At 39.6% G+C, this 12,664-nt stretch carries 10 protein-coding genes and 1 pseudogene; 5 read left to right on the top strand and 6 right to left on the bottom strand.

Features of this window, described 5'->3' with window-relative positions; translation table 11 throughout:
• Positions 1-266: 266 nt before the first annotated feature.
• The gene (gene ligA / locus M23134_RS19530) at positions 267-2,342 is read left to right on the top strand and encodes an NAD-dependent DNA ligase LigA (RefSeq protein ID WP_002699050.1); all 2,076 of its coding nucleotides are present in this window, start codon (positions 267-269) and stop codon (positions 2,340-2,342) included.
• A 77-nt stretch (positions 2,343-2,419) separates the two neighbouring features.
• Here the strand turns inward: ligA and M23134_RS19525 are convergent, their stop codons facing one another.
• Positions 2,420-2,938, bottom strand: coding sequence for a DUF1439 domain-containing protein (locus tag M23134_RS19525; protein ID WP_002699049.1), 519 nt, complete (start codon positions 2,936-2,938; stop codon positions 2,420-2,422).
• A 217-nt stretch (positions 2,939-3,155) separates the two neighbouring features.
• Here M23134_RS19525 and M23134_RS19520 point away from each other — a divergent pair, with 217 nt between their 5' ends.
• Complete coding sequence (locus tag M23134_RS19520; protein WP_002699048.1) at positions 3,156-3,692, top strand: DUF6913 domain-containing protein; 537 nt, start codon at positions 3,156-3,158, stop codon at positions 3,690-3,692.
• Positions 3,692-4,585 (top strand): 4-hydroxy-tetrahydrodipicolinate synthase, encoded by an 894-nt coding sequence (gene dapA, locus M23134_RS19515; RefSeq protein ID WP_002699047.1) that lies wholly within the window; start codon positions 3,692-3,694, stop codon positions 4,583-4,585. The genes M23134_RS19520 and dapA overlap by 1 nt, the downstream gene beginning before the upstream one ends.
• Positions 4,586-4,697: 112 nt before the next feature.
• Here dapA and M23134_RS41250 read toward each other — a convergent pair whose 3' ends face one another.
• Complete coding sequence (locus M23134_RS41250) at positions 4,698-4,871, bottom strand: lipocalin-like domain-containing protein (RefSeq protein WP_002699046.1); 174 nt, start codon at positions 4,869-4,871, stop codon at positions 4,698-4,700.
• Positions 4,872-5,809: 938 nt separating this feature from the next.
• Between M23134_RS41250 and M23134_RS19505 the strand changes: the two genes are divergently transcribed.
• Positions 5,810-6,997 (top strand): IS4 family transposase, encoded by a 1,188-nt coding sequence (locus tag M23134_RS19505; RefSeq protein WP_002699045.1) that lies wholly within the window; start codon positions 5,810-5,812, stop codon positions 6,995-6,997.
• Between the two features lie 245 nt (positions 6,998-7,242).
• Here the strand turns inward: M23134_RS19505 and M23134_RS19500 are convergent, their stop codons facing one another.
• Positions 7,243-7,491, bottom strand: coding sequence for a hypothetical protein (locus tag M23134_RS19500; protein ID WP_002699043.1), 249 nt, complete (start codon positions 7,489-7,491; stop codon positions 7,243-7,245).
• A 748-nt stretch (positions 7,492-8,239) separates the two neighbouring features.
• Between M23134_RS19500 and M23134_RS42850 the strand changes: the two are divergent.
• Positions 8,240-8,407 (top strand): annotated as a pseudogene (locus tag M23134_RS42850) (IS1634 family transposase); the annotation flags it as partial.
• Positions 8,408-8,845: 438 nt separating this feature from the next.
• On the opposite strand, the gene M23134_RS19490 reads toward M23134_RS42850, so the two are convergent.
• The 3 genes from M23134_RS19490 to M23134_RS38515 all read right to left on the bottom strand — a co-directional run bounded on the left by M23134_RS19490 (position 8,846) and on the right by M23134_RS38515 (position 12,662).
• Positions 8,846-9,925: an acyltransferase family protein gene (locus tag M23134_RS19490; RefSeq protein WP_002699039.1), complete on the bottom strand. Its 1,080-nt coding sequence runs from the start codon at positions 9,923-9,925 to the stop codon at positions 8,846-8,848.
• A gap of 44 nt (positions 9,926-9,969) precedes the next feature.
• Positions 9,970-11,442 carry a sigma-54-dependent transcriptional regulator gene (locus M23134_RS19485; protein ID WP_002699037.1) on the bottom strand — a complete coding sequence of 491 codons (1,473 nt, stop codon included), beginning with the start codon at positions 11,440-11,442 and terminating at the stop codon, positions 9,970-9,972.
• Positions 11,443-11,537: 95 nt separating this feature from the next.
• Positions 11,538-12,662, bottom strand: coding sequence for an ATP-binding response regulator (locus M23134_RS38515; RefSeq protein ID WP_232296821.1), 1,125 nt, complete (start codon positions 12,660-12,662; stop codon positions 11,538-11,540).
• Positions 12,663-12,664: the final 2 nt, after the last annotated feature.

Here is a 12,664-nt window from a genome sequence, read left to right as displayed (position 1 = left end):
AGTATCTATTGGTTTTGGCATAGCATACTTCTTATGTAACTTTTCCTGCATTCCCTCTTTTATCTTAGGGCATATTTGCAAATCTACCAAGTAAACCTTACCTATTAAAATGTAATTTGTTGTTTTACTTGCTCAACTTGATTCCTCCTATTTTTATCACATGGTTTCCCTATGTAATACTGGCTTTTTTTTGGCTGATGGAGATTTATTTTATAAATATAATCCGTATTTTTAGCAAATTATTGACCAACCAATTGTAGATATTAATGACTAATCAAGAAGCTCAAGAGCGCATCAGGGAATTGTCGAAAGACTTACACCATTACAACTACATGTATTATCAAAAACACGTATCTGTAGTAACAGATTATAAGTTTGATAAATTACTGGAAGAATTGATTGATCTTGAGGAAAAGTTTCCTCAATTCAAAAAAGATGATTCTCCGTCACAAAGGGTAGGTGGGACTATCACCAAAGATTTTCCTACAATCAAACACCGCTATCGTATGTTGTCGCTGGGCAACACCTACTCGAAAGATGACTTGCTTGATTTTGATAAGCGCCTAAAAAAGCTCCTGGGTGACGATAAAGAAATAGAATATATCTGTGAATTAAAGTTTGATGGGGTATCAATCAGCCTGACTTACGAAAACGGGAAGTTGGTAACAGCAGCTACTCGTGGCGATGGGGTACAAGGAGATGATGTAACTGCCAATGCCAGAACAATCAGAACAGTACCTATTAGCATTCAAGGCAATAGCTTTCCGGCTAACTTTGAGGTAAGGGGTGAGGTTTTTATGCCTAACAAGGTGTTTGAAGCAATAAACGCACAACGAGTCAAAGAAGGCAAAGACTTGTATGCTAACCCTAGAAATACCGCATCAGGCACGATGAAGTTACAAGACTCCGCAGAGGTGGCAAAGCGTAAACTAGATGCTTACCTCTATTTTTTATTAGGCGATAATCTTCCTTACAAAACCCATGAAGAGGCAATAAAAGCGGTAGAAAGCTGGGGCTTTCATGTATCGCCTACTTATAAAAGGTGTACAGGCATTGATGCAGTAATGGAGTATGTAAACCACTGGGAAAAAGAGCGCAAAAACTTACCTGTAGACACTGATGGAGTAGTAATTAAGGTAAATGATATTGACCTACAGGAGCAACTTGGTTTTACCTCTAAAAGCCCTCGTTGGGCTATAGCTTATAAATACAAAGCCGAGAGCGTATCTACTGTACTTAACTCTATTACTTACCAGGTAGGGCGTACAGGGTCGGTTACTCCAGTGGCTGAACTTACTCCAGTACAATTGGCAGGTACCACCGTAAAACGCGCGTCGTTGCACAATGCCGACGAAATAGAGAGCCGTTTGCAATTGCACGAAAACGATACAGTATTTGTAGAAAAAGGAGGCGAAATTATTCCTAAAGTAACAGGAGTTGACTTAACCAAACGTGCAGCCAATGCTCAGGCAGTTAAGTTTATCGACCATTGCCCCGAATGTGGTACTGCGCTGGTGCGTAAAGATGGCGAAGCCAATCATTATTGCCCCAACGAAAAGGGCTGCCCTCCTCAGATCAAAGGACGCATTGAGCACTTTATTCAACGTAACGCGTTGGATATAGACAGTATGGGCGGCGAAACAATTAATCAACTGTTTGAGAAAGGCTTGGTGAAAAATGTAGCGGATTTGTATGACTTGACACTTAAGCAATTGCTTTCGCTGGATCGTTTTGGCGAAAAGTCGGCACATAACCTGATAGAAGGACTCAAGCAGTCGAAAAGTATTTCCTTTGCCAGGGTGTTATATGGTTTGGGGATCAGGTTTGTGGGTAAAACTGTAGCACAAAAGCTCGCAGTTCATTTTAAAACAATGGAGGCTATTCAAAAGGCATCGCACGATGAGCTGGTGGCAGTAGAAGATATAGGAGGACGCATTGCAGATAGTTTGATTGAGCATTTTAAAGATACCGAAAACCTTGACGTGATTAACCGTCTGAAGGCAGCCGGACTACAGTTTGAAGACAATACTCCTGTGCTGCAAAAGGACAGTGATAAACTGGATGGAAAAACTTTTGTGGTATCGGGTACTTTTCAACAGTTTAGCCGCGACGAGATCAAGCAAAAAATAGAAGCCAACGGAGGCAAGGTGGTTTCGTCTATCTCAAAAAAACTGGATTACCTGATTGCAGGAGATAAAATGGGGCCATCGAAGCTAGATAAAGCAAAAAAACTGGATGTAACAATGATCTCTGAAGATGAGTTTGTCCAGATGGTTGGTGGACCACCACAAGCCACTCCTACTGCCAAATCAGTAAACCCTACTCCGGGGTTGTTTGATTAGATGAGTTCGCTTTTCATAATATTTACAGATACAATGGCAAGGTTAAAGTTTTCTTCAACCTTGCCATTTTTTTACCCTTAAAAACTCAAGGTAACTACCAACTTGTCGCCTACTGTTTTTAAGTCTTTTAATAACATTCGAGCAATGTTTTGTTTGTAGTCTTTTTTCTTGAGTTTGTATACCGGAAAACTGGCAAGATAGGCAGCCATGGCTTTTTTGAATACCTTCACCAACCTCTTTTTTTCGGCTTCTTTTACATTCCCTGCATCTATTTTCAAAATATCAAATTCCTTAAGGTAAAAAGCCTTTTTATCTTGTTTGTAAGCCACTCTTCCTACTACACCAACTTGCCCTTGAATAGATTTTTTCCAGGCATTGCCACCAAAAGACATCTCTACAAAAATTTTATTTGCACTAATGCTTACTTTAGGGTCTGTAAAAGCTACTTTGGCTATAATTGCGTTTTTTTGGTAGGGAATTTTTTTGTCTAAGGCTTTTTGAATTTGTTCTTGGGAGATGTTAATCACCACGGGCGATTTGTTGCAGGCGCTGAGACAAAGCACTATCAAAAATGCCAGCCAATATGAGTTTTTCATTGTATGAAAGTGGTTAATTTTTTATCAACAAATAAAATAAACAAACCTTTGAAGTTTTGATACCAAAGGTTCTAGCTCAAAACAAGTACTTGTATGTATTTTGCCTATACACAACTTAGATTCTTTTTTTTAAGTATATTTTTTGCTAAATCCTTACAATTAACTACAAATAGAAAAAAACCTTATAATTTTGTAGAGAACTTTTTATGTAGGAATTATGAGTAGTAAGATTAGTGATTATGTATTTAACCTAAGAAATCGTTTTTCATCTAAAGAAAAAAGCGATGCTGAGCGGGCTACCTCTAATTATCAGGAAGCTAAAAGCATTGGAATTCTATTCAAAATAGAAGATGACGAAAAGCACGATTCATTGAATAATTTTGTAAAAAAACTGCAAAATGAAGGCAAAGAGTTGATGCTGCTGACTTACTTCGAACGCCTTGATAATAGCCCATATAACTTTAAATATGATTTTTTCTCTAAGAAAGACATCACCACGCTGGGGAAAATAAAATCGCGTGCAGTTCAAAAATTTATAGACACTCCTTTTGATTATTTATATTGCATTACTGTAAATCATTTTTTGCCTTTTGATACTATTCTAACGAAAAGTAATGCCAAGTGTCGAATAGGACGTTATTTTCCTGAACAAGAGGATTTCTATGAATTGATGCTTGATTTGCAAGAAGGCGAGGGGGTGGATCATTTAATTGAGCAAATGCTACATTATACTAAAAAATTAACCAAAAATTGATGGTACACGAAAAATTTATCGGAACTGGTGTAGCCTTAGTCACACCGTTTAAAGAAGATCATAAAATAGATTTTGATGCCCTCAGAAGCGTATTAAACCACACATCACAGGGCGGAGTAAACTATTGGGTGGTAATGGGAACTACTGGAGAGTCGGCTACACTTACCAAAGAAGAGAAAGTGGCAGTGCTGGAGTTTGTCCTTCAAAACAATCCTTTGAACTTACCTATTGTATATGGCATTGGGGGCAACAATACCCGCAATATTATAGAAGATATAGGGCATACTCCACTAGATGGTGTAGACGCTATTTTATCGGTAAGCCCTTATTATAACAAGCCATCGCAAGAGGGCATTTACCAACACTATGCGATGTTGGCTGACCAGTCTCCCAAACCTATTATTTTGTACAATGTACCGGGGCGTACTGCTTCTAATATATCGGCACATACTACGCTTAGACTGGCACAACACGAAAACATTGTGGGAGTAAAAGAGGCTTCAGGCGACTTGGTTCAATGCATAGAAATTGCCAAGAATAAACCAGAAGATTTTCTATTGATTTCGGGTGACGATATGCTTACTATTCCTATGATGTCGGTAGGTGGTCAAGGGGTCATTTCGGTGCTTGCCAATGCTTTCCCATCTATTTTCTCCGAAATGGTGGCAGATGCACTCGCGGGCAACTACCGCAAGGCTTCGCAAAACCTGTATCAACTTAATAGCATCAACCCGTTGATGTATACTGAGAGTAATCCAGTGGGTGTAAAACACGCCATGGCACTACAAGGCGTTTGTGGCAATACAGTAAGGTTGCCTTTGTTGGCTGCTTCAGAAAAGCTTCAGGCTCAAATAGCCGAAATGATGCCTTCAGCAGTTGAGGTGCAAAACTAAGCAAATGGACAAAAAGAGAGCTTTGCCTACCACTTACTGCTCTCTTTTATTTTAACCTCATCTCGGCTTTTAATAATAGGCTGCAAATCGTTCAAAAATGGAGACGATTTTTTTATTGAGCTACAAAAGCAATTTTATTTCCATCTTCTTTTTGTAACACCAACAATCTACTCGTCAATTTAATAATTTTGAATACCTCTTTGTCTTCTTGGTTGGCTCCTATGCCCGATAAGGTTAGTTGATTCCCAGCCCGTTTCCACGACCCATCATGTTGTTGTATGTTCACTTTTCACTTGAACTGTCTAAAAGTTGGGAGTTAATAATGTAACAAATTCAAACCTCTACCTCACGCGAAGGCCTTACCGCAGGGTGACCTGAGCAATGCCACTCGACAAGTAAAAAAACAACTTATTTTTGAAAAGCCTCACAGTTAGCCCTAGAGTTGTCAAGTATTGGTCTGACTAAAGCCTTAAGACTAACACGAGGAAGTTGTTTTTTGGGCTTGAATTGTCTACGATGGCACACGCAAGGACGACGTGCACCAGCAAGGGATAAAACCGCTAGCTGCATACTCGTAATTAGCCAAGGCAGAGCTCCCTGCGGTCGGTTCGTAATTGAAAAATTCGTAATTAATCTGTCTTACCACAGAGTGACCTGAGCAAGGCGAACCAGCTACTTGAAAACCGACTTATTTTTGAAAAGCCTCAGCTTTTGGGTTAGCAAGTGTTCCGTCATTCGCCGGAATAGTCAGGCTTATTGGTCAGGCTAAAGCCTTAAGACCAATATGGGAAGGTTATTTTTTGGGCTTGAATTGTCTACGATGGCACACGCGAGGACGATGTGCACCAGCAAGGGAGATTCGATCGTTTTTTTAACAAAGCAAATTCAATTTAAACCACCACCTCACGCGAAGGTCTTACCGCAGGGTGACCTGAGCAATGCCACTCGACAAATAAAAAAATAACTTATTTTTGAAAAGCCTTACAGTTAGCTCTAGAGTTGTCAAGCATTGGTCTGGCTAAAGCCTTAAGACCAATACGGGAGGTTATTTTTTAGGTTGAACTGTCTACGAAAACCTGCCAAGATTTTTTGAAAATCAACACCTTATACAGTAAAATCACTAGCTGCATACTCGTAATCCGTAATTGAAAAATTAGGAGTGTTCAGAGAAATTTTTTAACATATATTGATTGGTTCATCTTCATTCTCCTTATATCTAAATTTATGGGTAAAGTTAGCGTTTCGGATTTATTTTCCCTTCTACCTGATGATTTGCTTGATAACTTAAGTCAGTCTACTGATGTAGATAAGTGGGTAAGCAAATTACCAGGCAAACTATTTATTAAGCTACTGCTATACAGCGTGTTAAACAATGAGCGTCTTAGCCTTCGGGAAATATCATCTGAGATGAGCAATCCTATATTTCAAAGTTTTTCATCTGAGATGGTCGAACAAATGGCTGGTTGGACTGGTATTCGGGAACGTTTGCGGCATATCAAGCTTCCTTTTATCGAGCAGGTATATGAACATTTTTTTGCAGAAGCTCATGCTTTATATGGAGAGAAAAAGCTTCTTGATTACCATATCAAACGTTACGACTCTACTTTGATTAAGGTATTTGGTCATTTATTACAAGGAATGAAAGTAGGTAATACATCTAAAAATAAATTTCAAGTAAAACTGACTACTGAGCACACTGATGGTTTTGGTCTCCGTGTGAGTTTCCATCAAGATCAGGCTCATTTAAGTGAAGAAACCGCCTTGCAAGAACAAATTAATCTGGGAAAACACAGTTCCCAAGATATTATAGTTTTTGATAATGGTTTGAAAGGGCGTCGTAAGTTTAAAGATTTTGATGAAGCATCTATACAGTTTGTGACCAATATAGGTAAAAAGCCCCGTTATCAGGTGAATCGTCCTCATCAGCTCCTAGATCGCCACCACCCTGATTTAGACTTTATACAAGACAGTGTTGTACAATTATTTGAGCGTGGACAACCTACCAATTCAATGGAGCATGAGTTTAGGTTGATAGAGTTTAGAGTTAAGGAAACGGGGAAGCACCTTTTTATCCTGAGCAATCTTTGGGATTTACCCGCAGAAGTGGTGGCTCAGGTTTACTTGATGAGATGGGATATAGAAGTGATTTTCAGGTTTTTAAAACAAGAAATGAACCTTACACACTTTGTTTGTAATGATCTGAATGCTATAAAAGTAATGATTTATGTAAAGCTTATTGCAGCAATGATGATCCTTATTTTTAAACAAAAAAATGCCATCAAAACATATAAAAGAACCAAAAAACTCTTTTTGGAAGACATCTATCTTTTGATTGTAGTAGAAATGATGGAAAGTCCAGACCTGAGTCAATGGTTTCTAAAAAAAGCAAAAAAAAGACTGAAAAGAGAATAGATAATATTTCTCTGAACAGCCCTAATTGAAAAATTCGTAATTAAATCGTCTGACCTGAGTAATGCAAACCCGAAACTTTATAAATAACTTGTGCAGAAACATTTGGTTGAGCAAGTGTTCCACTATTCGCCGGCAGGCGAGCCCAAAACTTACAAAGCGTCATAAAACATCTTTTATGTTTGTTTTCGTGTAGCAAATTCAATTCAACTAAAAAAACCCTGATACAAATCAGGGCTTGGATGTTTTTAAACTGTTTTTTGTTCTATCCTACCCAATATTTCTACACTGTTAAGCGCATATTGCATTTGCTGAATGTTTGCCTGTAGAAAAGTTTTTACTTGAGTGTATTCTTGGTTTTCAAACAACTCTAACGAAGCGTTCGCGTCAAACGCCAATGCCTCTAGTTGAGCGTACAGACTTTGAGCAAATATGTTGATGATAGATTGAGGGATGGCAATGTTTTGTACCTCTTGATTTAAATCAGTAGATTGCATACTGTTAAATTTAAACGTTTGACAAAAAGCCCTTGAGGTAAGACGTCCAAATCATAACCTCTTGGGCTACTTTCACCATGAAAGTATAAACAAATATAAGAAAAAAGCCCTCCTTTCGCAAGAAAGGAATAACGTAATTTACTGTAAATCAATACTTTATACAATAAAACCTCTATTCTTTTAAGTCTTCCTTTGGGAGACTTAAAAGCGTTGATGAATACAAGTCTCCGGACTTGTTTGCGAATGCAAAGCTTGGTAATAGTTCAAGTCTATTGAGCCATTCAGCTAGAAAGCCTGTCTTGTAAAGATCGGAGACTTCTTTTCATCTATAAGTTTCAAGTGTCCTTACGGAACACTTAAAACAGCGTGGGAAAACCAACTTATTTTTGAAAAGCCTCACAGTTAGCTCTAGAGTTGTCAAATATTGGTCAGGCTAAAGCCTTAAGACCAATACAGGGAGGTTATTTTTTAGGCTTGAACTGTCTTCGAAAACCTGCCAGGATTTTTTAGCGTCTCATAAAATCCTGGCAAGTTTGGAGCTAGTTTTTAATAAAGTAAATTCACCTCAAACCTTGTGATAAAATCACTAACTGCATACTCGTAATTAGCCAAGGCAGAGCTCCCTGCGGTCGGTTCGTAATTGAAAAATTCGTAATTCAACTGTCTTACCGCAGGGTGACCTGAGCAAGGCGAACCAACTACTTGAAAAACAACGTATTTTTGAAAAGCCTCAGCTTTTGGGTTAGCAAAAACTCAAAAACCCACAATGAAATGGATTTTCGAGTTTTTTAGAGGCATTCACTGCTTGTGGGTTAATCAAGAACAACCTATGCTCATTCTTAATATGAATGAGATGCATACAAAGGTCATTAGGTTACTGGGGCAAGAAGTTAGGAAATACTATCTCCTTGAATAAACGCCTCATAAACAGTGGTTTAATAAATTACTCGGTTTTAGCTACACAGGTGCGGAAAGTCGGTTCGATCATTTTTTTAACAAAGCAAATTCAATTTAAACCACCACCTCACACGAAGGTCTTACCGCAGGGTGACCTGAGCAAGGCGAACCAGCGACTTGAAAACCGACTTATTTTTGAAAAGCCTCAGCTTTTGGGTTAGCAAGTGTTCCGTCATTCGCCGGAATAGTCAAGCTTATTGGTCAGGCTAAAGCCTTAAGACCAATATGGGGAGGTTATTTTTTGGGCTTGAACTGTCTACATACACGCGAGGACGCGTGCACCAGCAAGGGCTTAAGACCAATACAGAGCTTACTTGTTAGTTTGAATTGGCTTCTAACCCAAAAACTACCTACTGAAAATTAGCGCACTACAAATTTTCTAATCCCTAGAACTTTGTCATGACTGTGAACCATTAATCAACCAACGTCCGATTTTTTGGGCAGGTTGTTCTACCAACCTCAACGACGCCCACCCCAACACCGAGGTAATGCCCACCACTAACAAAAGTCGAACGGTATAATTAAGCATAGCCCAAAGTGGGGTATGATGGGGCAATGGGTTTGCCCAATGAAAAATAGTGAGCCAATGAATGACGGCAAAATGAATGAGGTAGGCGCTGTAGCTGATTTTGCCCAGAAAACGGGTCAATCGATTGACAAACAAAGAATATTCACAGCGAGACAAGGCAATGACCAATAGCAAAAAACCCAGCCCAAAAAGTACATGTTCGGGGATGACAGGGTACCATACTAAGTGGCTCAACACCAACACAGCCAGGCTACCCAGGTAAAACGCTGATATTTGAGCGTCTTGCCTGATGATAAGAAAGTAGGCAATGATACCAAAGCCAAATACAGGCAATTGGTTGGGAAAATATAAGTAAAGGTAATTTGTCCAAAGGGTGGAGTTGTCAATCAAAGGGTAAGCAAGTAATAGGCTATTTAGCGCAAGCGAAAAGAGCAGACTCCATATTGTAAAACCTACGGCTTGGTTGAGAGACCTAATGCGAGCAATCAACCACGGAATACATAAATAAAAGGTCATTTCGACGGTGATAGACCAACCACCGGGCACTACGCCCAACATCCAATAAGGGTTGATGCCGTGGGCAAAAACAACGTTTGAAGCAATATTGGGCAAAGAGATGGGTTGATCGTTGCCCAGCCAAAACCGAGCAGCAAAACCGTCTTGCAAGAGGTAATATACAATGCCTATATAGTATAAGGGAGCTATTCTAAAAAACCTTCTGACAAAAAAGTTTCTGGCAGTGTGTACTTCATTTTTTTCTCTGGTTTTGTAAGATAAAAACAAAGTAAAGGCACTGACCACAAAAAAAAGTTGTACCCCTTTAGCTCCTTGGTCTATCAGGTTAGAAAAAACAACCGGGTATTTGTTATAACCACTGTGTCCGGTATGCACCGCCATTACACCCAAAATGGCTATGCCTCTTAAGGCGTCAATATATTTTAATTTCATAAGAGGCAAATACTCATGCTTGGCGGTAACCCAGCCACTATAGATTAGTTTTTATACCGAATGCCCAGTTTTTCCATGCGCGAACGCAAGGTAGTGGGCTTGATGTCGAGAATCTTGGCGGCGCCCTTTTCTCCACTTATTTGTCCTTTAGTCATTTTGAGCACTTCATTAATCAATGCTTTTTCTGACTCTACCAAAGTGAGCGTCTTTTTGGGTTTGCGGGCTCCGTTTACATTAAACCAATTGCCTACCTCAAGTTTGCCGCTTTGACTAATAATGACCGCTCGCTCGATGATGTTTTCAAGTTCGCGAATATTACCTGGCCAGTCATAACTGGTCAATTTATCGGCGGTACGCTTAGGTATAGACTTGATGGTTTTACCGATTTTTTTTCCGTATTTCTGGGCAAAAAATGAGGCCAACAAGGTCACATCTTCCTTACGCTCACGCAGTGGCGGCACATTGATCGGAAACACGTTCAAACGATAGTACAAATCTGAACGAAACGTGCCTTTTTCTACCTCTTTATCCAGGTCACGGTTGGTTGCCGCAATAATGCGTACATCTACTTTGGTAGTGCGTGGGTTGCCCAGGCGTTCAAACTCCCCCTCTTGCAGCACCCTTAAAAGTTTAGATTGCAGTTCGAGCGGAAGCTCCCCTATTTCATCTAAAAAAATACTGCCCTTATCGGCAAGTTCAAAACGCCCTATTTTTTTGGCTATAGCCCCAGTAAAAGCTCCTTTTTCGTGCCCAAACAATTCGCTTTCTATCAGGTTGGCGGGCAACGATGCGCAGTTTACTTTTACCAGCGTTTTTTCGCGGCGCTGGCTGTTGTTGTGCACCGCCCTTGCCAGCAATTCTTTTCCGGTACCAGTTTCGCCCAAAATAAGCACGGTAGCATCAGAAGGCGCCACTTGTTCTATTTGTTGCAATACCAGCCTAAAGTCATCGCTTTGGGTTACAATTTCTTCAAAGTTGTTGTTTACCCTTATTTCTTGCTTTAGGTACAAGTTTTCTTGCTGAAGTTGGTCTTGCACCTCCTGCAGTGCCTGCTTAAGTTCCGAAGTACGTTCATTTACCTTATGCTCCAGGTTTTGGTTGGCGTCTTCCAGAGATTTTTGCAGCTTACGAATGGTCAAGTGTGCCGATACTCTGGAAAGTACTTCTTTATGTTGGATAGGCTTGGTTACATAGTCTACTGCCCCCATACTAAAAGCTTTCACCTTGTTTTCGGTATCCGACAAGGCAGTCATAAAAATGATAGGGATGTCTTTGGTACTGTCATCTTCTTTTAAGCGGTGACAAGTCTCAAACCCATCAATACCAGGCATCATTACATCTAGTAAAATGAGGTCGGGCTTGACAAAAGCTACCTGTTCAATGGCGCTTTCTCCATCTTCGGCTACCAATGTTTTATACCCTTCCTGGCTTAGGTGTTCTACCATTAGTTTTATATTGGCTGGGGTATCATCTACCACCAATATTTTACCTTTCTTTGTAGTTTTATCTTCTTGCATTTTAACAAATCAACTCATTAATTGTGGTTCAGAGATTATTTCTATCAGTTGCTCAAACGATGATTGATAGTTTACGTATGTGTACGTTTTCACCCTTACTTTATATCTTTCTTATAAGGCAACATAATGGTTACCTCAGTAAATTTATCTAGTTTACTGTCAATATATATTTTCCCTTTCATTTTATCAATAGCTTTTTTTGCTACATATAGCCCCAAACCATTTCCCTGCGATTGTTCGTTGGCTCGAAAATACATATTTAACACTGTGGCAAGGTATTTTTCATCAATTCCAAGCCCATTGTCTTTTACTACAATTTTTAAGCTATTTTTTTCCAGGGTAATACTTACCTCTATCCATGGGGCTTGGGCTTGGGCAAACACTACCGAGTTTTCTATCACGTTGAATAAAATTACCTCTAAAAAAAAAGGGTGATAGTTTACTTCTTCGGGTAATGAGTGCGTAAACTTAAAGTTGATGGATTTTTTTTGTAAAAGCCCACTAAAACGTTTTTTTATTTTCGCCATGATCCGTTCTATGTTCATGGGTTTGGTCACTTCGGCCGATGACTGGTTGATTTCGCTTACCATCTGAAGCTTCTTAAGCAAATGATCCATCTGCACTGCCGTGAGTCTTACCTGGGCAAATAGTTCACGTGCTTCATTGTCTGCCAAGGTAATATTTGCTATCTCTACCAAACCTAACAAGGTGGTGAGGGGGCGTCGCAAGTCGTGTGATGAACGATACAAAAACCGATCTAATTCTTCGTTTACTTCCTGCAATTTAAGTGTTCGCTCCCTTATGCGGTCTTCGAGTGTCGCATTGGTTAGTTTTAGTTCTTTTTGAAGGCTTTCCATCTTCAAATGAGTTTTGATCCTTGCCAGTACCTCCTCCTGCTGAAAAGGCTTGGTAATATAGTCTACTGCTCCTAATTGAAACCCTTTTACTTTGTCAACTGTTTCGTTAAGTGCAGACATGAATATAATGGGTATATCGGCAGTTTCTTTGTTTGCCTTCAGTGAGGTACAAGTTTCAAACCCGTTCAACCCTGGCATCATGATGTCCATCAGTATAAGGTCTGGTTTCATAAAACCCACTTGCTCAATGGCACTTTCGCCGTCTTCAGCCACCAGCATTTTATAGCCTTGGTCTCGTAAATAGCTCAAGATAACTCCTATATTGGCAGGGGTATCATCCACAATCAAAATTTTACCTTTCATGG

It is taken from the genome of Microscilla marina ATCC 23134, assembly GCF_000169175.1.
GTDB lineage: Bacteria > Bacteroidota > Bacteroidia > Cytophagales > Microscillaceae > Microscilla > Microscilla marina.
The sequence above is the reverse complement of the archived record's forward strand: the minus strand, read 5'-3'. Positions and strand labels throughout refer to the sequence as shown.

Excerpts from the sequence above, each read along its gene's own strand:
- M23134_RS19525 (WP_002699049.1), bottom strand. The coding sequence starts at position 2,938 with ATGAAAAACTCATATTGGCTGGCATTTTTGATAGTGCTTTGTCTCAGC.
- M23134_RS19485 (WP_002699037.1), bottom strand. The coding sequence starts at position 11,442 with ATGCAAGAAGATAAAACTACAAAGAAAGGTAAAATATTGGTGGTAGAT.
- M23134_RS38515 (WP_232296821.1), bottom strand. The coding sequence starts at position 12,662 with ATGAAAGGTAAAATTTTGATTGTGGATGATACCCCTGCCAATATAGGA.
- M23134_RS19520 (WP_002699048.1), top strand. The coding sequence starts at position 3,156 with ATGAGTAGTAAGATTAGTGATTATGTATTTAACCTAAGAAATCGTTTT.
- M23134_RS19505 (WP_002699045.1), top strand. The coding sequence starts at position 5,810 with ATGGGTAAAGTTAGCGTTTCGGATTTATTTTCCCTTCTACCTGATGAT.
- M23134_RS19490 (WP_002699039.1), bottom strand. The coding sequence starts at position 9,925 with ATGAAATTAAAATATATTGACGCCTTAAGAGGCATAGCCATTTTGGGT.
- dapA (WP_002699047.1), top strand. The coding sequence starts at position 3,692 with ATGGTACACGAAAAATTTATCGGAACTGGTGTAGCCTTAGTCACACCG.
- M23134_RS19500 (WP_002699043.1), bottom strand. The coding sequence starts at position 7,491 with ATGCAATCTACTGATTTAAATCAAGAGGTACAAAACATTGCCATCCCT.
- ligA (WP_002699050.1), top strand. The coding sequence starts at position 267 with ATGACTAATCAAGAAGCTCAAGAGCGCATCAGGGAATTGTCGAAAGAC.